At 58.6% G+C, this 24,940-nt stretch carries 15 protein-coding genes and 1 pseudogene; 4 read left to right on the top strand and 12 right to left on the bottom strand.

Annotated features, from left to right (window positions below; translation table 11 throughout):
• Positions 1-8: 8 nt before the first annotated feature.
• The 4 genes from KFS80_RS10075 (at position 9) to KFS80_RS10060 (ending at position 4,827) form a co-directional block, all read left to right on the top strand.
• Positions 9-3,158 carry a CusA/CzcA family heavy metal efflux RND transporter gene (locus tag KFS80_RS10075; protein WP_212544706.1) on the top strand — a complete coding sequence of 1,050 codons (3,150 nt, stop codon included), beginning with the start codon at positions 9-11 and terminating at the stop codon, positions 3,156-3,158.
• 226 nt (positions 3,159-3,384) lie between these two features.
• Complete coding sequence (locus KFS80_RS10070; RefSeq protein WP_212544705.1) at positions 3,385-3,585, top strand: co-regulatory protein PtrA N-terminal domain-containing protein; 201 nt, start codon at positions 3,385-3,387, stop codon at positions 3,583-3,585.
• 66 nt (positions 3,586-3,651) lie between these two features.
• Positions 3,652-3,984, top strand: a complete 333-nt coding sequence (locus KFS80_RS10065) for a DUF2790 domain-containing protein (protein ID WP_159777056.1) — start codon at positions 3,652-3,654, stop codon at positions 3,982-3,984.
• A 462-nt stretch (positions 3,985-4,446) separates the two neighbouring features.
• Entirely contained in the window at positions 4,447-4,827 is a 381-nt protein-coding gene (locus tag KFS80_RS10060; protein WP_212544704.1) for a DUF6124 family protein, read from the top strand.
• A gap of 208 nt (positions 4,828-5,035) precedes the next feature.
• Here KFS80_RS10060 and KFS80_RS10055 read toward each other — a convergent pair whose 3' ends face one another.
• The 12 genes and pseudogenes from KFS80_RS10055 to nuoG all read right to left on the bottom strand — a co-directional run bounded on the left by KFS80_RS10055 (position 5,036) and on the right by nuoG (position 24,838).
• Positions 5,036-7,789: an RHS repeat-associated core domain-containing protein gene (locus KFS80_RS10055; protein ID WP_212544703.1), complete on the bottom strand. Its 2,754-nt coding sequence runs from the start codon at positions 7,787-7,789 to the stop codon at positions 5,036-5,038.
• Positions 7,786-12,393 (bottom strand): SpvB/TcaC N-terminal domain-containing protein, encoded by a 4,608-nt coding sequence (locus KFS80_RS10050; protein ID WP_212544702.1) that lies wholly within the window; start codon positions 12,391-12,393, stop codon positions 7,786-7,788. The genes KFS80_RS10055 and KFS80_RS10050 overlap by 4 nt, the downstream gene beginning before the upstream one ends.
• A gap of 415 nt (positions 12,394-12,808) precedes the next feature.
• Positions 12,809-14,134 (bottom strand): OprD family porin, encoded by a 1,326-nt coding sequence (locus tag KFS80_RS10045; protein WP_212544701.1) that lies wholly within the window; start codon positions 14,132-14,134, stop codon positions 12,809-12,811.
• Positions 14,135-14,470: 336 nt separating this feature from the next.
• A pseudogene (locus KFS80_RS27280) lies at positions 14,471-14,566 on the bottom strand (transcriptional regulator); the annotation flags it as partial.
• Between the two features lie 278 nt (positions 14,567-14,844).
• Positions 14,845-16,308, bottom strand: a complete 1,464-nt coding sequence (gene nuoN, locus KFS80_RS10035) for an NADH-quinone oxidoreductase subunit NuoN (RefSeq protein WP_159813898.1) — start codon at positions 16,306-16,308, stop codon at positions 14,845-14,847.
• 7 nt (positions 16,309-16,315) lie between these two features.
• The gene (nuoM, locus tag KFS80_RS10030) at positions 16,316-17,848 is read right to left on the bottom strand and encodes an NADH-quinone oxidoreductase subunit M (protein WP_008082846.1); all 1,533 of its coding nucleotides are present in this window, start codon (positions 17,846-17,848) and stop codon (positions 16,316-16,318) included.
• Positions 17,849-17,887: 39 nt separating this feature from the next.
• Positions 17,888-19,741: an NADH-quinone oxidoreductase subunit L gene (gene nuoL / locus KFS80_RS10025; protein WP_038362640.1), complete on the bottom strand. Its 1,854-nt coding sequence runs from the start codon at positions 19,739-19,741 to the stop codon at positions 17,888-17,890.
• Complete coding sequence (gene nuoK, locus KFS80_RS10020; protein ID WP_003223790.1) at positions 19,738-20,046, bottom strand: NADH-quinone oxidoreductase subunit NuoK; 309 nt, start codon at positions 20,044-20,046, stop codon at positions 19,738-19,740. The genes nuoL and nuoK overlap by 4 nt, the downstream gene beginning before the upstream one ends.
• Before the next feature lie 3 nt (positions 20,047-20,049).
• Positions 20,050-20,550: an NADH-quinone oxidoreductase subunit J gene (nuoJ, locus tag KFS80_RS10015; protein WP_008082850.1), complete on the bottom strand. Its 501-nt coding sequence runs from the start codon at positions 20,548-20,550 to the stop codon at positions 20,050-20,052.
• 9 nt (positions 20,551-20,559) lie between these two features.
• Positions 20,560-21,108: an NADH-quinone oxidoreductase subunit NuoI gene (nuoI, locus tag KFS80_RS10010; protein ID WP_007920177.1), complete on the bottom strand. Its 549-nt coding sequence runs from the start codon at positions 21,106-21,108 to the stop codon at positions 20,560-20,562.
• An 11-nt stretch (positions 21,109-21,119) separates the two neighbouring features.
• A complete protein-coding gene (gene nuoH, locus KFS80_RS10005) occupies positions 21,120-22,127 on the bottom strand; it encodes an NADH-quinone oxidoreductase subunit NuoH (protein WP_008082852.1) in 1,008 nt (335 codons plus the stop codon).
• Complete coding sequence (gene nuoG, locus KFS80_RS10000; protein ID WP_212544700.1) at positions 22,124-24,838, bottom strand: NADH-quinone oxidoreductase subunit NuoG; 2,715 nt, start codon at positions 24,836-24,838, stop codon at positions 22,124-22,126. Before nuoG ends, nuoH begins: the two co-directional genes overlap by 4 nt.
• Positions 24,839-24,940 lie beyond the last annotated feature (102 nt).

The raw sequence follows: 24,940 nt of genomic DNA, 5'->3' as shown, positions 1-24,940 counted from the left end.
AGACACCCATGTTCGAACGCCTGATCCAGTTTGCCATCGAGCAGCGCATTATCGTGCTGCTCGCCGTTCTGCTTATGGCCGGCCTCGGTATCGCCAGTTATCAAAAACTGCCGATCGACGCCGTGCCCGACATCACCAACGTCCAAGTGCAAATCAACACCGGCGCTGCCGGGTTCTCGCCGCTGGAAACCGAGCAGCGCATCACCTTCCCGATTGAAACCGCAATGGCCGGTTTGCCGGCACTGGAACAGACCCGTTCGCTGTCACGTTCGGGCCTGTCGCAGGTGACGGTGATCTTCAAGGACGGCACCGACCTGTTCTTCGCCCGTCAGTTGGTCAACGAGCGTTTGCAGATCGCCAAGGAGCAATTGCCCGAAGGCGCGGAAGCGATGATGGGGCCGATTTCCACCGGGCTCGGCGAGATTTTTCTGTGGACGGTTGAAGCCAAGGAGGGCGCGCTCAAGGACGACGGCACAAGCTACACGCCGACCGATTTGCGGGTGATTCAGGACTGGATCATCAAGCCGCAATTGCGCAACGTGCCGGGCGTGGCCGAGATCAACACCATCGGCGGTTTCGCCAAGGAATATCAGATTGCGCCGGATCCGAAACGGCTGGCGGCGTACAAGTTGACGCTCACTGATCTGGTTACGGCGCTGGAGCGCAACAACGCCAACGTCGGCGCCGGGTACATCGAGCGCAGCGGCGAGCAGTTGCTGATTCGCGCACCGGGGCAAGTGGCGAGCACCGAGGACATCGCCAACATCGTCATGGCCAACGTCGACGGCACGCCGATCCGCGTGAAGAACGTGGCGACGGTAGAAATCGGTCGCGAATTGCGCAGCGGCGCGGCCACAGAAAACGGTCGCGAAGTGGTGCTCGGCACGGTGTTCATGCTGATCGGCGAGAACAGTCGAACGGTCTCGCAGGCGGTGGCCAGCAAGCTTGAACAGATCAATAAATCCTTGCCCCAAGGCGTGATCGCCGTGCCGGTTTACGACCGTACACACCTGGTCGACAAAGCCATCGCCACGGTGAAAAAGAACCTCATCGAAGGCGCGATTCTGGTGATCGCGATTCTGTTTTTGTTCCTCGGTAATATCCGCGCGGCGCTGATTACCGCGATGGTGATTCCGTTGTCGATGCTGTTCACCTTCACCGGGATGTTCAGCAACAAGGTCAGCGCCAACCTGATGAGCCTCGGCGCACTGGACTTCGGGATTATTGTCGACGGTGCGGTGGTAATCGTTGAAAACACCCTGCGGCGATTGGCCCATGCGCAGCAGCATCATGGGCGTTTGTTGACCCGCGCCGAGCGTTTCAAGGAAGTGTTTGCGGCGGCGAAAGAGGCGCGGCGACCGCTGATTTTCGGGCAGTTAATCATCATGGTCGTGTACCTGCCGATCTTCGCGCTGAGCGGCGTCGAAGGGAAAATGTTCCATCCGATGGCGTTCACTGTGGTCATCGCTTTGCTCGGCGCGATGCTGTTGTCGGTGACCTTTGTGCCGGCGGCGATTGCGTTGTTCGTGACCGGCAAAGTCAAGGAAGAAGAGGGCGCGGTGATGCGCGGTGCACGTCGCGTTTATGCGCCGGCGCTGGCCTGGGTGATGTCCCATCGCGCCGTTGCTGTTGGTGCGGCGCTGGGTGTGATCCTGCTCAGCGGCGTGCTCACCAGTCGCATGGGCAGCGAGTTTGTGCCAAGCCTCAGCGAAGGGGATTTTGCTCTGCAAGCGTTGCGCGTGCCGGGCACCAGCCTGACGCAATCGGTGGATATGCAGCAGCGACTGGAGACGTTGATTCTGGCGAAAGTGCCGGAAGTCGAACGCGTCTTTGCCCGTACCGGTACTGCCGAAATCGCTTCCGATCCGATGCCGCCGAACATCTCCGACAGCTACGTGATGCTCAAGCCGAAAGAGCAGTGGCCGGATCCGCGCAAGTCGCGCGAAACCTTGATGGCCGAGTTGCAAGCCGCTGCCGCGACCTTGCCGGGCAGCAACTATGAGCTGTCGCAGCCGATTCAGTTGCGCTTCAATGAACTGATTTCCGGGGTGCGCAGCGATGTCGCGGTGAAGGTGTTTGGCGATGACATGGACGTGCTCAACGCCACGGCGGCGAAGATTGCCGCAGCCATGCAAAAGGTCAACGGCGCCTCTGAAGTGAAGGTCGAGCAAACCTCCGGGCTGCCGGTGCTGACCATCAATATCGATCGCGACAAGGCCGCTCGTTATGGGCTGAATGTGGGGGATGTGCAGGACACGATTGCCGTTGCGGTGGGCGGGCGGCAGGCGGGGATTTTGTATGAGGGCGATCGGCGTTTCGACATGGTCGTGCGTTTGTCCGATGCCATGCGCAAGGACATCGACGGGCTCTCGGCGCTGCTGATTCCGGTGCCTTCTGTGAATGGCACGGCGAGTCAGATTGGTTTTATCGCCCTCAAGGAAGTCGCCAGCCTCGATCTGGTGCTTGGGCCGAATCAGGTCAGTCGCGAAAACGGTAAACGCCTGGTGATCGTCAGCGCCAATGTGCGTGGGCGTGATATCGGTTCATTTGTCAGCGAGGCTGGCGCAGTGATTGAGCGTGACGTGCAGGTGCCCGCTGGTTACTGGACGAGTTGGGGTGGGCAGTTCGAACAACTGCAATCGGCGGCCAAGCGTTTGCAGATTGTCGTGCCAGTGGCGTTGCTGTTGGTGTTTGGGTTGTTGTTCATGATGTTCAACAACCTGAAGGATGGACTGCTGGTGTTTACCGGGATCCCGTTTGCGCTGACCGGCGGCGTGATGGCGCTGTGGCTGCGGGATATTCCGCTGTCGATTTCGGCGGGGGTCGGGTTTATCGCGTTGTCGGGTGTGGCGGTGTTGAATGGCTTGGTGATGATTGCGTTTATTCGCAATCTGCGCGAGGAGGGGCGTTCGCTTTCCGATGCCATTAACGAAGGCGCACTGACACGCTTGCGGCCAGTGTTGATGACAGCGCTGGTGGCGTCGCTGGGGTTTATTCCGATGGCGCTCGCGACTGGCACCGGTGCTGAAGTGCAGCGTCCGCTGGCGACCGTCGTCATCGGCGGAATTCTCTCCTCGACGATCCTCACGCTGCTGATCTTGCCGGCTCTCTACCAACTCGCCCATCGCCGGGATGAGGACGACGTTCCAACTAAATAGGTAATCCCCCTGTGGGAGCGGGCTTGCTCGCGAAAGCGGTGTATCAGTCAAAACATTATTTGAATGACCCACCGCATTCGCGAGCAAGCCCGCTCCCACATTGGTTTTGTGTGCGGACTTAAAAGGCTGTTTCGGCAGATAACGGATCTGTAATTTCCCCGCCACCGTCACGAAAGGTTCACCTTGTTACCTTGATCCCGTCAGCTACTTAAACGAGGAATCAACCATGAAGCTTGCCCAACTCAGTGCCTTCGCAGCCGCGCTCGCGGTGTCTTCCCTGGTCATGGCCGAAGGTGGCGGTGACCGCACGTTCGCAAAAATGATGGCCGCCAACGACCGTTCCGTCGAACTCTTCGTCGCCAAGGAACAGGCCCGCGACCCTGTCGTGTTGAACGAGAAAAAAGACGAGAAAACCAAAGCGCTGTAAGCGTTCGGAAAATGAGCAAGCCTGTCATCGACTGCCGATGCCGGGCTTTTCGATGAGGCAATGGACATGAAGATTTTTAAACGGATGGCGTTCGCTGCAGCGATGGCAGTGTCGGTGAGTGCACTGGCCGAGGGCGGCGGTGATCGCACCTTCGAACGCGCACTCAGCGCCAACAGCAAAGCCATGGAACAGTACGCCGCCAGCCAGGGCAAAGCGCCGCCGGTGGTAAAGGATTACGCGTACGGGATGAAGCTGGACGTGGTCAAAGTGGTGAGCGTGGTCAAGCCCGAGGCGGCGTGCGCCGTGGTGCCGACGGCGATGACATACGAAGATTCGAAAGGACAGCTCAACACAATCAAATACAGCGTGGCGGGCGTGTGTCGCAACGGCGGAACCTGAAAAAAACCCACGATTCCCTGTAGGAGCTGCCGAAGGCTGCGATCTTTTGATCTTGGTTTTCAAGATCAAAAGATCGCAGCCTTCGGCAGCTCCTACAGTGACTGATTTCACAATCACGGTGCGTATTTCAATTCGTGATGTTTAAAACCTGTTTGGGAAAAGTCGAACCTTCCCACACTGTTTTCAGGTTGTCCGTCGGACGTCGGCCCTCTAGCCTGTGTCGGTCGCTGCCAATTCAGCGATCGGGATTGGAACCCCGGAGAACGTATCAGCGCCATCGCGTCTTTCATGACGTATGCTTGCGCACTTTCATGGTGTGCAGCTTGTTATGGCGGCTGTGCGCGGGAGACTTTCGAGTCTGCCGGGTTTCTCCGTTCCCCGGGTTCCAACCTGCGTACAGCTGCCACCCCTTCGCGTGGAACCGAATGGGGCAGCTTCAATGTTCCGAAGGAGAAAAACATCATGATAAAACCAACACCAAACCCGCCCGAAACCGATCCCGTTCCGGATGCAAACTCAACATCCCCCTACGCCGCCGTCGACACCAAAAAGCTCCACGCCGCCGCCGAACGCGCGCTCGATTTCTACCTCAATCCTGCGGCCCAGATCATGTCCACGCCCTACACACCAAACGACATGTTCTACGTCAATCCCAAAGCCGACACCGAATCCCTGCTGGCCAACGCCTGCGAATCCCTCGCCTCCGCCACCGTCATGCTCGGCGATTTCGCAGCCATGCTCGAAGGCACGCATCGCAAGACCCTGCTGGGTATTGCGCAAGTGGTCATGCTCGGTGAACTGGCGGTAAATAAAGCCCTCGATAACGTCGATCCCGCTGCCTAACTCCTGTAGGAGTGAGCCTGCTCGCGATGGCTATGCGTCAGGCGATGAAGATGTCGCCTGTGCGAAACATTCGCGAGCATCCTTGCTACCAGACTTCAACTGCAGTCAGATTGCAGCTTCTGTAGTAACAAGACGTTAGTACAGCCGACGACAAGGCCGGGAGGCGCGGCATACTAAGGTTGAGGTGATTGAAAATCGAATCGGTGGTTTACAGTTTCAGGTTTTTCTTGATGGTTTGAATTATCGTTGGCTTGCCACTATGAGAAAAAGTGGGTTTTTCGAGGATGCGTTTAACTTCGGAGTCTTTCAGTTGTAGAAGTGGATACATTGCTAATGTGTCGGCATTAGTTATCTGGTGAGGCTCAAAATCTTCAAGGGTGTTGAAGTCATTTCTTTTAATGTTATGAACGCTGTCAGACACTTTTTTCAGGTTGGCGATCTCAAGCTGTGCTTCTTTGTTTGAAACAAATTTACTGAAGTGGACAGGGTAGGGGAAATGATCCGGTGTATCTTCGGCAAGATGAGTTAGCTCGTGGATGAAAGTAAAGGCCTTTCCGATTATGTTCCTCTGCGCAAACTCTTCTGTCACGAAAATTCGTCCATGTGGATCTCGGGGGTTGGTGAGTGCACTAGGTTTCAATTGATCCGACTCGCCTGCCAGGTACACGATTTGGTCGTGTCGATCTCCTGTTTTCTGGTACCGGAGTGCTTCTTGATGCGTAGTTCTGTAGATATTTAGAGCTGTATTTGCCGTTTCTTTGATTAAATAATTTGGGTGGTCTTTTGCATTTTTTCCTCTTAAAAAACGAGTTAGCTTTTGTGTTTGTTTTGCCTCTAACTCGTTGATGCTTCTTTGTATAAGATGAATGCTCAGCTCCATCGCGGCTTCATTCGTTTGCGCGAACTCTGTATTGCCTGATTTAAGCGCGTCACTGTTTCCTCTGTATTTGATTGAATAGGATCCTTCTTTGAGTACCTCGTTTTCAATATCGTCGCCTTTTCCGATATACACCAGTCCCTGATAGTCATACCCGCTGGAGGGATTGCTCTTTGCGAATAAATAAAGATTCAGCCCGTCAACTGTTTTTGCTGGATCCGGATTCAGCCATCGCTGCAACCACGGCGCGTAACACCTGAAACCATAATAATAAAGCCCCGTGGTATCCCGCTCTTGCCCCGAATAACGCACGGTTTTGTAACTCGCCTCAACTTCACCGCGCCCGGCAAACCACGCGGTCGTGCCAAACGGGTGATAGCGCTCCTGGCTGATGATGTCGCCTGAGCTGTCCAGTTCGAGGGCGCAGGAACCGAGATGATCATTGAGGCTGTAGCGGTATTGATCGTTGCCGATGTCTTTCGGCGGCTCGGATTCCCAATGCAAAACCCGCACGCTGCTGCGTCCGGCTTGAACGGTGATCACCTGCAACGCTTCCCCCGTTCCGCTGTGGGTGCGTAACTCCAGACCTGGCAGATAACGAACTTCCGAAATCAGCGTTCGGGCGTTAGTTTGCACAGAGCGCACTTTACGAACGCGCATACCGTCGGCGCCGTAAACGTAACGCTCACGGTCATTCGCCACGGGTCTGACTTCGCGCAATTGGTTGCGCAGATCCCAGCGTAGAGATTGCCCCGGTCGCAGGTTGAGCAAATTGCCGCTGCTATCAAAGCTGTTGCGAAAGTCCTCTTCGCTCGGTTCCACGCCATTGATCACCGGCAAACACCGATTGCTCTGCGCAGCCGCCACCAGTCGATGACCGTGACTTTGCGAACCGTCATGAGTCAACTCCAGCAAATTACCGCCACGGTCATAGCGGTAGTTTTGGGTGTAGTTGGCGGACGACGCCGGATCGTCAAACCGCGAAAATGTCGGGCCTTGATTAGAACCGCCAGCCTCCCATCCCGTCGCGTTGATCAGCTGAAAGAGGCTGTCGTAAACGTAGCGATTAACCGGCTCAACCCGCTGATTAGCAAAGTAGCGAACGGGCAGGGCGGCGTCTTCGATGCTGAGCACGTTGCCGACTGGGTCGTAGACGTAACGCAAATCTTGCAGAGCGTCGTTACCACGTTTGCTTTGAAGCCGGTTCAGACGACCATCCTCAGCGGCGTATTCCAGCGAGGTGATCACGCCGTTGCCGGCCGTTTCCCGCACAGTCTGACCGAGGGCGTTGTACTGGATAGCGCTGACCAATACCTTCGGCGCGACGTCCTTTGCCAGTTGCAAACGAACCTCGTGCAACAGGCCGTCGACAGCGTGGCTGATCATCTGCCGGTTACCTTTGGCGTCGGTTTGTCCGATGGCCTCGCCCAGCGGGTTAAACCGTGCGCGGGCCGTGAACCCGGCACCGGGTTCAAGCAACGTGTCACGCTCGGCAAAGGGCTCCGGCCAGTCGGGGGATTCCAGCGTCTGCAAAAAATGACGTGTCTGCTGTAAAACTTCACCCGCCAAACCGAACTGCTCGAACAATTGCGTACCTGAGGGATCGTCGTGGCGAATCAGTTGCCCGCACTGGTTTCGCGCGGAAAATGCCGGATTGTCGCTGCCATAGGCAAAACGCTCGGCACACAAAAAACCAGCATCAACTGCGTGCTCAAACGCCGCGATTGGCCGGATTTGGTCGTCATACTCCGTCCAGCGCTGACTCCCCCGAACATCCCATCCCAACAACGCTTGATCCGCTTCACCCGACAAGCTGAGCCGCCAGCCGGCATCCACACTGACCGTGCTCAATACCTTCCCGGACAGCGAATAAATCGACACAAGATTGGCCGGTGCCGAAGCATCCGCCATCAACCGCGGATCCCGCTGCGCCACCAGGCGACCAACAGCGTCATGCTGCTGAATCGTGGCTCGCGCTTCACGCTGGCTGACATCCTGCCGCCAATAGGCAATCTGCCGTACTGGCAAACCACGGCTATCGGTGGCAGTGAGATTCGGGGTAAATGCATCAATCCCTGAACTCATATGAATGGAAACTTCTTGCGCGGTTGTTCCGGCGGCGGCTCAAACAGATCGTTTTCATCAAACGCCACGTTGCACCAGATCCAGTACCACGTCTCCCGCCGTAACGGCTTCATTTGCGGCGGAATACCCTGGAGCATGTTTTTCGCCAGTATGGTTTCGGTCGGGCGACCGGCCGCATCGTAAAACTGCTGATCATGGAAGGCATGCACGCGCATTGAATGATCATTGATGTAGCGCGGCTGATCGGCAAAGTAGGGGCGATAGATCCGCACGGTCTCGCCCTTGTTGTTGTATTCAACCGGCTCACTGACACGCCAGCGTCGTGGCACCTCGGCTTCTACAGGCTTGCCGTCCGAGTCGAGGATCAATTCACCGTTGTCGTCGACTTGCCACGATTTCCCCGGCTCGACTTCCTGTTTGGTTTGCAACGTTCGACCAAAACCATCCCAGCAGACAATGCTGATCCGCACTTGCATCTCCGGATCACCGGGGTAGCGGTCGGCCAACATCGTAACGGCGTGTATCGGTTCGCGCTGGGTGGCGTCGAGTTGTTGCTTGAGGATTTTTTCGTTTGCGTCTGGGGTGTGCACGTCGGCGAGATGCTGCCGCGCTCTGTCGCAGAAGTGGCCGCTGGGCAGGATGAATCCTTCACGTCTGGCCCATGCCTGCCATTCAGGGGAGGGCGGTGCGGTGCGTGAGATGCGCCCCATCCAGCTGAACGGATCGCTGAAACCGACACTGGCGAAATTGCCGATGGCTTTTTTCGGGTCGGCAATGGCGATCGCCGGGTCGCGGTCGGCAGGCGGGACGTAGGTTTCCAGTCGATCAAAACCCACCGGCAGGCCTAATTCCGTGCCGTGGAAACTGGTGACCAACACTTGGCCTAATGCGTCGTAACGCGCCTCCTGAATATTGCGGTTGGCGTCTTCTATAGCGGCCGGCAGAAAGCTGCGGTAATCCACATCGAGCGTGCGGGTGGTGCAGCCATCGGGCAGGGTGACGGCATTGGTCAGGCACCAATAGTCGTCGTAAAAGACCTGGGTCTCACCGTGGCTAAGGGTTTCGCGATACTTCTGGATGTTAAAAAAACCATCCAGCGCGTGATAGGTGGGGAAGCCTTTACGTACCGACCACAGGTAATTTTTTGCATCGTCCGGATCGGTCGGTGGGGTGTTTTTCACTTCAGGCAGGAACAGATCCATGATGTGGTAACCGACTTCCGGCGACTCGAGTTTTTCTTTCAGGTTGAAGGGCATGTTGCCCTCGGCGTCCTTGAGTTTGTCGTAGGCGCTAAGGGCGATGGCATCCAGCTCCGCCGTTTCTATGTGCGCGGGCAAACCTTCGAACGTCGCTTGGCCGGGTGCAAAGGGCAGGTTGTTGACGGGGTTCATGTAGAGCTGCATCGACAAGCCTGTGAGCACTGATTGTTTCGCCCACGCGCCGTCGTCGGCGCTTTGTCGCAGAAAATACTCATGGGTGATGTTGGCGGCGGTGAGTGCCGATTTGTCGAGCACCAGTGCGTTGCCGCGCGCCTGATAGGGCAGGCCAAGGCGCCAGGCTTCTGGATTTGGCAGGTGAAGGTGCAGCGCTTTGGTTTGCGTCAGGTACCACTTTTGTTGGGCATCGTCGTGGGCATCCTTCCACCAGGTTTGGTGATATTCGTCGCTGAACGGCGGTGTATCGCTCAAGGTTTTGCGCCGTGCGTAGTGCACGGTAAAGCCATGAATGACGCTGCCGTACTCATCCCATTCCAGGTTCAGTGTGTGCTGACATAGCGGGTCATCGGCGATGTCTGGCTCGTATTGATAACTGATCGATTCCAGGTCAAGCGGCTGCACCACCGCGTAAGGATTGTGCTCACCTTTGGGCCGCAACACGCGCACGGCGACGCGGCTTTCCTGAACAGCGTAAGGCACGGCAGTGGCGGGATCGTCGTCTGCGGCGTAGACCTCCGAGCGCAGGACTCTGCCGCTCAGGCAGCGAGCAATTTCGCGCTGGAGGTCTTCGTCTGGTGGCTCGATGGGTTGCGCCGCGTGATCGTGTAGCAGCGTGGGTTGCAGGGCCACCGCAGACGGGTCGCCCGTGTAATAACCGTCGCGGGAAGGGTCGATATCCTCGCCGGTGTGGAACCAGGTTTTGCTCAGGATCGGTGCGGTGAAACCGGCGGTTGCGCGTTCGGCTTGCGTCGCTTCGGTATCGGTCTGCATGAGCAGGCGAAAGCCACGAAACTCGCGCTCGAAGCGGTCGTAATAACCGCCGCGATAACTGAAACCCTGCGTCAGCGTGTTGCCGGTGATGTCATCGTGCTGGGTCTGCTGCTTGACCACATGCAGCGCCATGGGCAATTGAGAGATCGGGTTTCCGATGCCCGCCGCGTGTTGCTGGTTTTTTTCATCCAGCCATTCCTGCGCCGAACTGCGGTAAGTGACGCCGCTGCTGGAACCCATGTTGTTGCAGGTGCGGTTGACCAGATACGGCTTGGCTTTGACGAAATCGTAGCGCCAGTGTCGAGGGGCCATGTACGGCACCGTCACGATCAGGCTTGAGCAACCCAGCCCTTGCAGGTCGGCGGTGCTGACCTGGGTAAGTCGGTCGTAAAGCACGCCTTCGGGCCACGGCAGGTCGACACTGCTTTGCTCGAATCCACTACCGGCGTGGTTCATGAACACACGCAGACGCTTGGGTTCCAGGTAGATCAGATCCGCCGCGCCGGAGCCGTCGAGATCGGCCAACAGAACCTGTGCCGCATTGAACTCGGTGTAGGTGAACGGCAGCGCGCACAGCACGAAACCTTTGCCGAAGCGCCCGCGCCCCAGATTCGGCCAGACTTTGACTTCGTTGTGGCGAATGCGCACCAGATGCTGCTGGCCACTGCCGAGCATGTCGGCGAACGCGACCACTTCGGTTTGCGTATGCAGCAATGACGGCAGCTCATCGTCGTCACCGTCGGGCAATTTATAACGATGAGGCACGTCGACGCCGTCGGCGAACCCGTGCTCGCGGCGATTGGCATACAGACGCACGCTGTTGGTGCCGATCAGTGCGAGGTCGCTGAGGCCGTCGCCGACCAGATCAGTCAGGCGTGACATTGAATGCAGGAATTCGTTGGGGAACGCCTTGAAGGGAACGTAGTTTGACCAGTCGCGATCCGGGCCAAGGGTGAAAAAGCCGTGCATACCGGGCATGGCGATCACCCAGTCGAGCTTGCCGTCGCCCGTCAGGTCGGTCAGCGATTGGTGAATCGCTTTGCTGCTGTCGGCCACCGGAATGTTTTCCAGCCGTTTCCAGTCGCTGTAGCAGACGTCGTCGCCGCCACTGCCGCAGCGCAATGGTTCGCGGTAATACCACGCTTGATCATAACGACACAGCACCCCCGGCAGGCCTTCGCCATACAAGTCGACCAGTTGATAGAACTGGCCGTCATTGAGTCCGGGCATGTCGGGAAACTGTGTCCAGCCCGGATGTTTGGGGTCGAGCTCGCAAGCGTTGTAGCCGAACTCCATGGGCGGGCGACTTTCGACCTGACCGAGTGCGTCATACGCTTGAATGTGCGCGGCGGTCAGATGGTTGTAGCCGAGCGGGTTGGCCCGGTGCTCGAGCAACAGGCGCTGCACCAGCACGGGCGTATCGCCGAGTTCTTTGGGGAAGTGATGAAACATCAGCACTTGCCGGCACAGGCGCTGGGTGCCCAGTTCAAAGCCGTAGCTGTAATTCCAGAAGGGATCGCTGCGTACGGGCCACGGCTGTGTTTCTGCGTAGGTGGGGGCGGTTTCCAGGGTAGTGCTGCGTTCGCCGTAATCGAACAGTAAATGGAAGTGCCATTGCTCGGCTTTCCAGCTGTCGGTGACCCAAGCGTACAGGTGCGGATGGGCCTTGGCGTTGCCGTAATACACGCACTTGAGGTAGCGCTGCGCACGGTAGTCGCGCAGTTGCGGCGGGGCGGGGGCGTCAGTTTCCGCTTTGTATTGGTAGACGAGGTGCTCGCCGCGAGGGTTAAGGCTTTCGTCGATCATCCACGCGCCCACGCGCAATGGATCGGCCGGGTCGGCTCGGCGTGAGTCGGGAGTTTTGCCGTAGATATGCAGGCTGCCATCGGCACCGTGAATCAGCCAGAACCCGCTGGCGTCGGTGGCGGTTGACCAGTGCTCGATGAGGCTGAAAGCCCCTTCAACTCTCGGCCAATAGCGCACCACCTTATGCTGTACGCCCAGATCGATGCCGATGTAGCGCATGACGTTTCTGGAGATGACGCTGCCGTCGCCGTCACTGCGCTCGGGCATCCACATATCGCCGCCGGGGCCGGTGACAATATCGTTGCCGGTGTAGGCCGGAACACCCTTGGTTGTGCGCAAGGTGATGGCGTTGGCCGTCAGGTGCCAGCCGATGCCGAACGGGCTGTTGCCGACATCACTGCTGTAACCCAGCCCCAGCGCCGGGGCAAAACCACGGCCGGGGGAAATCGGCAGGGGCAATTCAAGCGATGCCGCGCCGGTGGTGCCGACGCCGCCCCAACCCTTGCCGATGCTTTGAATGGCTCCGCCCATTTTGGGCAGGGAGGGAGTGTTGATCTGCATCGTTGACTGTTGCTGCGGTTGCTCACTCATAGCGAACCGCCGTTGCGTCTGGCCGTGAAACGTATGTAAGCGATGATGGAGGTGGCGACGGCCATATCAGTGAATCTCCCTGCCAGATGGGTGGCATCGATAGGATGCCCGGCGGGTTAACGCTAGCGGTAAAGACTGGCGGTGTAACCTGTCAGACCTGACAGGGTGGTGCAGTTTTCTTAGATCAAATTCGCTCAACAGATAACCGATCTATCGCCAAAACTTGTAGGAGCTGCCGCAGGCTGCGATCTTTTGGTTGTGTCTTTCAAGATCAAAAGATCGCAGCCTTCGGCAGCTCCTACAGGTTTTTCGTGTTTCACAGAATAAAAAAAGGCGCCCCGAAGGACGCCAAAAAATTCACCTCTTTCCAAAGGAGCAAGGAGCTTCTAAAGGTGAATCTGATCGCTCATGAAACTCAGAGAATCGCCAGTGGGTATTCGACGATCACCCGCACTTCTTCCAGATCGGACTCGAACGCTGTGGCGCGGGTCGTGGCCTGACGCAAACGCAGTGACAGGTCTTTCATCGAGCCGCTTTGCACCACGTATTTGACTTCAACATCGCGCTCCCAGCGCTTCTGATCGGTAAGCGGATTACCCTCCGCGTCGCGGCGCATGTACACAGTGTTGGCGTTGGAATAATCAGCATCGGTGCCGCGACCATAACGGGTCATGAACGACAGACCCGGCACGCCGTACGGGGTCATGTCGAGGTCATAGCGCACCATCCAGGAACGTTCTTTGGGCGAGTTGAAGTCGCTGTACTGGATGGAGTTGTCGAGGAAGATCGAGTCGGACTGACGCAGGTAATCGAAGTCATCGTTGCCGTTGTTGCGCTGGTGGGAGAGGGCGACAGAGTGGGCGCCGAGTTTGACGCCGACGCGGCCGCTCCAGATGTTGTTGTTGAATTTGCCGAGGAGTTGTTTGCCCTCGTCGACGGCCTTGTAATAGTTGAGGTCGCCGAACAATGACAGGTCATCTGCCAATGGATACGTCCATGCGGTGCCGGCGTAGTACTGATTCCAGGCGTCCTTGAGACGGCTGGAATACAGGCTGAACGTGAGGTTTTTGTTCAACGCGTAATCGCCGCCGCCGTAGGCGATCCACGGGGAATTGACCGGGCCGGCGTAGAAGGTGGCGAAGTTATCGTTGAGGTCGCTGGAGGTCGGTTGGCTCATTGCATGCAGTCGACCGCCCTGTACCGACAGGCCTTCGATACTGGTGTTGATGGCTGTCACGCCTTTGAAGCTCTCGGGCAGCAATCGCGAGTCACCAGCGGCGACCACCGGGGTGGCAGGGAACACATCGCCGACCCGTACGATCGTATCGAACGCGCGCACTTTGGCGGCGCCGCCGAATTTGGTGTACTCGTCCTGCGCCTGGCCATCGCTGTTGACCGGCAACACATCGAAGGAGCTACGAGCGCCGTTACGGCCGTCACCGGTGTCGAGTTTCAGGCCGATCATGGCAAACGCATCAACACCGAAGCCGACAGTGCCTTGAGTGAATCCGGATTCGAACTTGCTGATTACTGCGTGCGCCCAGGCTTCGGAATAGCCATTGCCGGTAGGGCTGGACTGGCCGTTGCGGTGATCACGATTGAAGTAGTAATTGCGGTTGAGGGCGGTGAGGCTGCTGCCTTCGATAAAGCCTTCGGCTTTTTCCTCCGCCACTACCATGGACGGTGCGGCGCTGATCGCCACCGTTAAAGCGGCCATCGATATTTTTGTAGGGTTAAGCATCAGTCACTCCTGGAGTTCGGCAGAACGGGAACGTGCTTCGGCGTGAGTTTTATTGTTCGACGGGCGAGGGCCCGCCGGCATGGTCGCCGGGTGACATCGTTGCAAGCTGCGGATAACGCCAAGGTGATGAGGGAATTACAATTTCGTCATGTGGTTATTTGGATTGAGTGAACGCCACACAAACCTGTGGGAGCGAGCTTGCTCCCACAGTGGTCTGATCGATCACATGAGAGCAGGTTTGGCTTTTTATCGTTCGAAGGTATCCAGCAAACCGTGTGATAGAGAGGCATCAGTTTCGGCGGGAAGTATGAGTTTGCCCTTCGTGTCGCCGATCCGTTTTACACGCGTCTTCTTCAATGTGATTTTGCCTTGGCGTTCTCTGGCTATCGCACCAATGCCATCCATCAACTCTGAAAAAATATCCCGCTTCATGGTTCGTGGATCTCCACTTGATAGGTGATCCTCAAATTTAACCGCAATTACCTTCTGCAGAATGTCAGCCATTGCTCACCGCTTTGCAGGCAAATTCCTAAAAAAGGGGAGAGCGTAGTAAGTCAAAAGATCGCAGCCTTCCGCAGCTCCTACAGACCACATACCATCCCAATGTAGGAGCTGCCGAAGGCTGCGATCTTTTTGACGTTAAATCCCACAAAAACAAAAACGGCACCCGAAGGTGCCGTTTCTATTTGTAGCTAAAAGCGACGGAGCAATCAGCCCGCCAGCCCCGCCTGCTGAACCAGTGTCAGCAATGGCTGCGGGTACACACCCAGGAAGAATGCGACCAGGGCGATGGCCAGCAGCATCACGCCGCCTGCCTTTTGTTCCCAGTGCAGTTGGGCGTCGTGGCGACGCAGGTTTGGTTCGATCAGGTACAGGGTGACCATCACGCGCAGGTAGTAGAAGACGCCGATGGCGCTGCCCAGAACCAGCGAACCGACCAGCCACCATTGGTGGGCTTCAACACCGGTGGCGATGATGTAGAACTTGCCGATGAAGCCAGCGGTCAGCGGGATACCGGCCAGCGACAGCATCATCACGGTCAGCACGGCGGTCAGGTACGGACGGCGCCAGAACAGGCCGCGGTATTCGTACAGGGCATCCGCGTCACGGCCGTTGTACGGCGAGGACATCAGGGTGATCACGCCGAAGGCGCCGAGGCTGGTGATCACGTAGGTGACCAGGTACACGCCAATGGCTTCCACCGCCAGACCCTTGCTCGCCACCAGTGCGATCAGCAGGTAGCCGAAGTGCGCGATGGAGGAGTAACCGAGCAGACGCTTGAGGTTGCTCTGGGTCAGGGCCAGCAGGTTACCGAACAGGATCGAGGCGATGGCGATCACGGTCAGCACGTCGCTCAGTACGCCACTGCTGGCAGCAGGGGAGATCTGGAACAGACGCACCATCACCGCAAACACTGCAACCTTCGACGCAGTCGCAAGGAACGCGGCCACCGGCGCCGGAGCACCTTCGTAGACGTCCGGCGTCCACAGGTGGAACGGCACCAGCGACAGCTTGAACGCCAGACCGATCAGCATCATGCCCAGGCCCAGTTGTGCCAGCGGGCTAGGCAGACCTGTCGCGGCCAGTGCCTGGCCGATACCGGTGAAGCTCAGGGAACCAGCGTCAGCGTAGAGCAGGGCCATACCGAACAACAGGAACGCGGAACCGGCCGCCGACAGCACCATGTATTTGATGCCGGCTTCCAGCGAACGCTTGTTGAAGAAGGCGTAAGCCACCAGACCGTAAACCGGTACCGAGAGCAGTTCCAGACCGATGAACAAACCGGCCAGGTGCTGCGCGCTGACCAGAACCAGACCACCGGCGGCGGCCATCAGGATCAGCAAGTACAGTTCTTCACGGTTGCCCGGGTAACCCGAACCGCCATCGCCCAGATAAGCGTGGGCGAGGGTGACGCAGGCGAGGGTGGCGACCAGGATCAGCGCCATGTACAGGCAGGCAAACGAGTCGATCTGCAGCAATGGGGTCACGGCCAGAGGCGCGACTTTCAGGGCTGGCAGGATCGACAACAGGGCCAGGTTCAGACCGGCGACCGAGATCAGGAAGGTCTGCGAGTGGTTGCGGCGCCAGGCGATTGCCAGCATCACCACGATAATGGTGAGGCTGGTGATCAACAGTGGCGCAAGCGCAATAAAGTGTTGAATCGTGAATTCCATAGCGCTCTTACCGGGCCGAAGCGAGTTGAGTGAAGGCGGTGCCGAGCCACTGCTGAACGCCATGCATCGTGGCGGCAGAAGTGTCGAGGAACGGTTGCGGGTAGACGCCGATGTAGATCAGCAACACCGCAAGGCCTAGCACCATGATCAGTTCGCGAGCGTCCATACCGTGCAGGATCGAATCCGATTTCGCCGGGCCGAAGTAGGCACGGTGGATCATGATCAGCGAGTAGACCGAACCGAACACCAGACCGGAAGTGGCAATCGCAGTGATCCACGGCCAGCTCGCGAAAGAGCCGATCAGGATCAGGAACTCACCGACAAAGTTACCGGTACCCGGCAGACCCAAGGACGCGGCTGCAAAGAACAGGCTGATTGCCGGCAGGTAAGCGATACGCGACCACACACCGCCCATCTCACGCATGTCACGAGTGTGCAGACGCTCGTACAACTGACCGCTGAGGATAAACAGTGCCGCCGCCGACACACCGTGCGCGAGCATCTGGATCACTGCACCTTGCAGGGCCAGTTGGCTGCCGGAGTAGATGCCGATCAACACGAAACCCATGTGGGAAACGGACGAGAAGGCGATCAGACGCTTGATGTCGGTTTGTGCGAACGCGAGGAACGCGCCGTAGAAGATCCCGATCAGACCGAGGGTCATGGCGATCGGCGCAAACTCGGCCGAAGCATTCGGGAACAGCGGCAGGGCGAAACGCAGCAGACCGTAAGCAGCGGTTTTCAGCAAGATACCGGCGAGGTCGACGGAACCTGCAGTCGGCGCCTGGGCGTGAGCATCAGGCAACCATGAGTGGAACGGTACAACCGGCAGCTTGACCGCGAAGGCGATGAAGAAGCCGAGCATCAGGATGTACTCGGTGGTCATCGACATCTTGGTTTTCAACAGGTCGGCGTAGTTGAAGGTAATCACGCCAGTGTTGTTGAAGTTGACCAGCACCAGACCGAGGATCGCCACCAGCATGATCAGGCCGGACGCCTGAGTGAAGATGAAGAACTTGGTCGCCGCGTAGATCCGGGTTTTCTTGCCGTCCGAAGAACTGTGACCCCAGAGCGCGATGAGGAAGTACATCGGCACCAGCATCATTTCCCAGAAGAAGAAGAACATGAACAGGTCGAGGGCGAGGAACACGCCGACAACGCCGCCCAGGATCCACATCAGGTTCAGGTGGAAGAAGCCAACGTGACGTTGAATCTCTTTCCACGAGCAGAGTACCGAGAGGATACCCAGCAGACCGGTCAGCAGGATCATCAACAGCGACAGGCCGTCGAGGGCCAGGTGCACGCTGATGCCGAAACGCGCGATCCAGATGTGCTTGAACTCAAGCGCCCAGGTCGGATCGGCGCCAGGCGCCGGGGCAAATGAATAGTCACCGTGGGCCCACAGCCAGAGGCCGAGGGCGAGTTCCAGGGTCATGGTCAACAGCGCAATCCAGCGCGGGAGGGTAGCGCCGAAGCGCTCACCCATCCAGCACAGCAGGCCGCCGATGAAGGGGATCAGGATTAGCCAAGGCAGAATCATGACGGGCTCGTTTCCTTTCGCAAATTCGCAAGGTTCATATCAGACCGCTACCAGCACGATGGCGCCGATAACCAGCACGGCACCAGCAGCCATCGAAGCAGCGTACCAACGCAGTTGACCGGTCTCGGTGCGGCTCAGGGCAGTGTGACCACCCTTGGCCATACGCGGGATCAGACCGATGGTCTGGTCGAGCGGGTCTTTGCGCAGTACGTGGCTGATCGCCAGGTAAGGCTTGACGAACAGTTTGTCGTAGATCCAGTCGAAGCCCCAGGCAGCGAACCACCAGGCCGAAAGGAAACGGCCGATGCCGCTGTTGGCGATCGCCGTGACGAAGCGACGCTTGCCGAGGAACAGCAGCGCTGCCAGCAGGATACCGGCCAGGGCGATGGCGCCCGAAGCGATTTCCAGACTGTGCTTGGCTTCGCCACCGGCATGGCCAACGCTTTCTGGCAGTACGCCGTGCAGTGGCGGAACGATCATCGCGCCAATGGCGGTGGACAATACGATCAGCACCGACAGCGGCAGCCAGTGAGCGATGCCGTGACCGGCGTGGGCTTCAGTCTTGGCTTCACCGTGGAACGTGATGAAGATCAGGCGGAAGGTGTACAGCGATGTCATGAACGCGCCGACCAGACCTGCGTAGAGCAGACCGTGGTTGCCGCTGGCGAACGCTTCCCAAAGGATTTCGTCCTTGGAGTAGAAGCCTGCGGTGACCAGTGGCAAGGCAGCCAGTGCCGCGCCGCCGACGATGAAGCTGGCGTAGGCCAGTGGCAGTTTTTTCCACAGACCGCCCATCTTGAAGATGTTCTGCTCGTGGTGGCAGGCAACGATCACCGCACCGGAAGCAAGGAACAGCAGGGCCTTGAAGAAGGCGTGGGTCATCAGGTGGAAAATCGCGCCATCCCAAGCACCAACGCCCAGCGCCAGGAACATGTAGCCGATCTGGCTCATGGTCGAGTAGGCGAGGATACGTTTGATGTCGGTTTGTACCAGCGCGGCGAAACCGGCCAGTACCAGCGTCACACCACCAACGATGCCCACCAGATGGAGGATTTCCGGCGCCAGGGTGAACAGGCCGTGGGTACGGGCGATCAGGTAAACACCGGCAGTCACCATCGTTGCGGCGTGGATCAGTGCCGAAACCGGGGTCGGGCCGGCCATCGCGTCCGCGAGCCAGGTTTGCAGCGGCAGTTGTGCCGATTTACCGACCGCGCCACCCAGCAACATCAGAGTCGCCAAGGTGATCCAGAAGTCGCCGACCTGGAATTTCTGCGGTGCCAGCACCAGCAGTTCCTGGATGTTCAGCGTGCCCACTTGCTGGAACAGGATGAACAGGCCGATGGCCATGAACACGTCGCCGATCCGGGTCACGATGAAGGCTTTGAGTGCGGCGTTACCGTTGTTGCGGTTGCTGTAATAGAAACCGATCAACAGGTACGAGCACAGGCCCACGCCTTCCCAGCCGAAGTACAGGAACAACAGGTTATCGCCGAGTACCAGAAACAGCATGCTGGCGATAAACAGGTTGGTGTACGAGAAGAAGCGCGAGTAACCCGCTTCGCCGCGCATGTACCAGGACGCGAACAGGTGGATCAGGAAACCGACGCCCACCACCACGCCAAGCATGGTGATCGACAGGCCGTCGACGTAGAGGGCGAAGTCAGGCTTGAAGCCTTCGACCGCCATCCACTTCCACAGCACCAGGGTGTAGTGACCGCCTTCGGGTGGCGCGACGTTGAATTGCCAGATGACGTAGGCGGCGACAATCGCCGACAAGCCAATGGAACCCACGCCGATCAGCGCCGAGAGGTTTTCCGACCAGCGTCCACGAGAGAACGACAGCAGCAGGAAACCGATCAGAGGGAATACGAAAGTCAGAAAGATCAGGTTCATCCGCGCATCTCACTGGCAGCGTCGATATCGAGCGTATGGAAGCGGCGATACAGTTGCAGCAGAATCGCCAGACCAATACTGGCCTCGGCAGCTGCAAGGCTGATCACCAGGATGAACATGATCTGTCCATCCGGCTGGCCCCAACGGGCGCCCGCGACAATGAACGCCAGTGCAGAGGCGTTCATCATCACTTCCAGACTCATCAACACGAACAAAATGTTGCGGCGGACCATCAGGCCGACCAGACCAAGGCAGAACAGGATGCCGGCAACGGCCAATCCATGCTCGAGAGGGATAGCAGGCATGACTTACTCCTTCGCCTCGTTACGGCCCAAATGGAACGCCGTGACGGCTGCAGCGAGCAGCAGCATCGAGGCGAGTTCGACCACCAGCAGGTACGGGCCGAACAGGCTGATGCCCACGGCTTTCGCGTCTACGGTGGTGTGGCCGATGGCCTGACCGCTCTGGTGAGCGAACAGCACATACAGCAGTTCGGCCAGCAGCAGCCCGGCGAGAATCACCGGCCCTGCCCAGATACCGGGCTTGAGCCAGGCGCGTTCTTGCTGAACCGCGGCGGGGCCGAGGTTGAGCATCATCACCACGAACACGAACAGCACCATGATGGCGCCGGCGTAGGCGATCACTTCCAGCACGCCGGCGAACGGTGCGCCGAGTGCGAAGAAGGTCATGGCCACAGCGATCAACGAGATGATCAGGTAGAGCAGGGCGTGCACAGGGTTGGTGTTGGTGACCACACGTAGCGTGGCCACAACAGCGATACCCGATGCGAAATAGAAAGCGAATTCCATCGTTCTTCCTTAAGGCAGCAAGCTCTTCACGTTGATCGGTTCGGCTTCGTTCTGGGCGGAGCCTTTCGGCTTGCCAGCGATTGCCATACCTGCAACACGATAGAAGTTGTAATCAGGGTTTTTGCCGGGGCCGGAGATCAGAAGATCTTCTTTCTCGTACACCAGGTCCTGACGTTTGAACTCGGCCATCTCGAAATCCGGTGTCAGCTGGATTGCGGTGGTCGGACAGGCTTCCTCGCAGAGACCGCAGAAAATGCAGCGCGAGAAGTTGATACGGAAGAAGTCCGGGTACCAGCGACCGTCTTCGGTTTCAGCTTTCTGCAGCGAGATGCAACCCACCGGGCAAGCCACGGCGCACAGGTTGCAGGCAACGCAACGCTCTTCGCCATCGGGGTCACGGGTCAGGACGATACGACCACGGTAGCGTGGTGGCAGGTAGACCGCTTCTTCCGGGTATTGCAGGGTGTCGCGCTTGCGAAAGCCATGGCCGAAGACCATGACCAGGCTGCGCAACTGGGTACCAGTACCCTTAACGATGTCGCCAATATATTTGAACATGGGTCAAATCCTCACTGAACCGCGACTGCAGGCGTGTTCCACAACACGACCGCAGCGGTCACCAGCAAATTGATCAGGGTCAGTGGCAAGCAGAATTTCCAGCTGAAATCCATCACCTGGTCATAACGCGGACGCGGGATAGACGCGCGCAGCAGGATGAACAGCATGATGAAGAACGCGGTCTTCAGTGCGAACCAGAGGAAGGACAGTTGCGGCAAGATGCCGAACGGACCGTGCCAGCCACCGAAGAACAGGGTGACCAACAGCGCCGAGATCAAGATGATGCCGATGTACTCACCGACGAAGAACATGCCCCATTTCATACCGGCGTATTCAATGTGGTAACCGTCGGCCAGTTCCTGTTCCGCTTCCGGCTGGTCGAACGGGTGACGGTGAGTCACGGCGACGCCAGCGATGAAGAAAGTACAGAAGCCGAAGAACTGCGGAATGATGAACCACAGGTTCTGCGCCTGGTATTCGACGATGTCGCGCATGTTGAACGAGCCGACCTGCACCACGATGCCCATCAGGGCCAGGCCCATGAACACTTCGTAGGACACGGTCTGCGCCGAAGCACGCAGGGCGCCGAGCAGGGCGAACTTGTTGTTACTCGACCAGCCGGCGAACAACACCGCGTAGACCGACAGACCGGCCATGGCGAAGAAGAACAGCAAGCCGATGTTCAGATCCGCGACGCCCCAGGTCGGGGTGATCGGGATGATCGCAAACGCGATCAGCAAGGCGGACATGGCCACCACCGGCGCCAAAGTGAAGATCACTTTGTCGGCAAACGGCGGCGTCCAGTCTTCCTTGAAGAACATCTTCAGCATGTCGGCGGCGATCTGAAACATGCCAAACGGGCCAACGCGGTTCGGACCGTAACGGTCCTGCCACCAGCCCAGCAGGCGACGTTCGACAAAGCTGAGCAACGCACCGGCGACCACCACGGCCAACAGAATGACGATGGCTTTGATGACCGTCAGGATCACATCGATCACTTCAGGGGTGAACCAGGTCATTGCGCTGCCTCCTGCAGACCGTCGACGGATACGCCGGCGAATGCCGGTGGAATGCCGGCGATGCCCGCAGGCAATGCCACCAGACCGGCGCCCAGTTCTTCATTGATGCGCAGCGGCAGACGCAGGGTCTGACCGGCCACGTTCAGGCTCAGCAATGCACCTTCGTTGACGCCCAGACGATCCGCTTCGGATTTCGCCAGTGCCACGTAAGGAGCCGGAATGCGCTCTTGAACCGGCGCGGCTTTCGAAGAGTTTTCTTCGCTGCCGAACAGGTGGAAGAACGGCACGGCTTGCCAGGTACCCGCTGCCGGGTTGAACGCACGCGGTGCTGCAGCGAACCAGTTCAGCGAATCGCCAGTGCTTTCGATCAGGCGGGTGCCCGGGTCGCCAGCACGGATGTGACCGCCGACTTCGTCCTGGAACTTGTTCCACGCTTGTGGCGAGTTCCAGCCCGGAGACCAGGCAAACGGAACCTGCTGACGCGGCTCAACCGAACCCGAGTAACCTTCCATGGAGAAGGCGAACGCGGTGTCTTTGTCTTGCGGGGTGCGCGGTTCATGAACGCTGATGTCGGCGCGCATCGCGGTGCGACCGGAGTAACGCAGCGGCTCACGCGCCAGTTTCAGACCCTTGATACGGAACGCCGCCGACGGTGCTGCGTCGACGATACGCGCCAGTTGCGCGGTGCTCGAAGCAACGGCAGCGGTGACGTGGTCGAGTTGCGTCCAGTCGATCGGCTGGTTCAGCAGGGTCGCGCGCAGGGCGTGCAGCCAGCGCCAGCCTTCGTGAACCAGAATGCTCGCGTCGAGGTATTGCGGATCGAAAACCTGGAAGAAGCGCTGAGCACGACCTTCCTGGCTGACCAGCGTACCGTCGCCTTCAGCGAAGCTTGCAGCCGGCAGAACCAGGTGCGCGCGGTCGGTGGTCGCGGTTTTCTGATGGTCAGCAACGATCACCACTTTCGCAGCGTTCAGTGCGGCATCGACCTTGTCTTTGGCGGTGCGGGTGAACAGATCGTTTTCCAGCACGACGATCGCGTCAGCCTTGCCGTCAATGACGGCTTGCAGTGCCGCGTCGACCGATTCGCCACCGAGCATGGCCAGACCGAGGCTGTTGGCTTCCGGCACGATCAGGCTGATCGAACCGTTCTTCTCGCGCAGTTTCAGTGCTTTGGCGATGTTCGCGGCGGCTTCGATCAGGGCTTTGGAGCCCAGCGAAGTACCGGCGATGATCAGCGGACGTTTGGCAGCGAGCAGGGCGTCGGCGATGCGCTGAGCCAGTTCCAGTGCTTCGGCGTCCAGACCTTCAACGGCCGGGGCGCTGGCGTCCAGTGCGTGAGCAACGGCGAAACCGATGCGCGCCAGGTCGTCCGGAGCAGCGTGTACGCATTCTTCAGCGATGTCGTCGAGCTTGGTTTCCGCCAGGCTGGCGATGAACAGCGGGTTCAGCGCGTGCTGACCGATGTTCTTCACCGCAGCGTCGAGCCAAGGCTGAACGCGCATGGCTTCGGCCATGTCTTCAGCTTTGCCCTTGACCGACTGACGCAGCGACAGCGCCACACGGGCGGCGGTCTGGGTCAAGTCTTCACCGAGGACGAAGATCGCATCGTGGTCTTCGATGTCGCGCATGTTCGGCACAGGCAGCGGGCTGTCGTTCAGCACCTGCAAGACCAGGCGAATGCGCTCCAGTTCGGACGCTTCAATGCCCGAGTAGAAGTGCTCGGCGCCGACCAGTTCGCGCAACGCGTAGTTGCTTTCGAGGCTGGCACGCGGCGAACCGATACCGACGATGTTGCGACCGCGCAGCAGGTCAGCGGCTTTATCCAGTGCGGCGTCCAGGCTGAGCTTGGTGCCGTCGGCCAGCAGCGGCTGACGTGGACGGTCGGCGCGGTTGACGTAGCCATAACCGAAACGGCCACGGTCGCACAGGAAGTACTGGTTCACCGAACCGTTGAAACGGTTTTCGATGCGACGCAGTTCACCGTAACGCTCGCCCGGGGAGATGTTGCAACCGCTCGAGCAGCCATGGCAGATGCTCGGCGAGAACTGCATGTCCCACTTACGGTTGTAGCGCTCGGAGTGAGTCTTGTCGGTGAACACACCGGTCGGGCAGACCTCGGTGAGGTTGCCGGAGAACTCGCTTTCGAGGGTGCCGTCTTCAACGCGACCGAAGTACACGTTGTCGTGGGCGCCGAACACACCGAGGTCGGTGCCGCCAGCGTAATCCTTATAGAAACGCACACAGCGGTAGCAAGCGATGCAGCGGTTCATTTCGTGGGAAATGAACGGGCCCAGTTGCTGGTTCTGGTGGGTGCGTTTGGTGAAGCGATAACGGCGCTCGTTGTGGCCGGTCATCACTGTCATGTCTTGCAAGTGGCAATGACCGCCTTCTTCGCACACAGGGCAGTCGTGCGGGTGGTTGGTCATCAGCCATTCAACAACACTGGCGCGGAACGCCTTGGATTCTTCATCTTCGATGGAGATCCAGGTGTTGTCGGTGGCCGGGGTCATGCAGGACATGACGATGCGACCACGGGTGTCGTTCTCGTCGGTGTACTGCTTGACCGCGCACTGGCGGCAAGCCCCGACGCTACCAAGCGCGGGGTGCCAGCAGAAATATGGAATGTCGAGGCCCAGCGACAGACATGCCTGTAACAGGTTGTCTGCCCCGTCGACTTCGAGCGCTTTGCCGTCTACGTGGATAGTGGCCATGGTTCAAAGGTCTTCGTTGGCCCGGTGTCAGCGGGCGTGGCTAATGGAATCTTGTTATCCGTGCGAATCAAACCAGCCTCGAAAGGCGTCATCGCAGGAGGC

It is taken from the genome of Pseudomonas rustica, from assembly GCF_018336155.1.
Taxonomy (GTDB): Bacteria; Pseudomonadota; Gammaproteobacteria; order Pseudomonadales; family Pseudomonadaceae; genus Aquipseudomonas; species Aquipseudomonas rustica.
The sequence above is the reverse complement of the archived record's forward strand: the minus strand, read 5'-3'. Positions and strand labels throughout refer to the sequence as shown.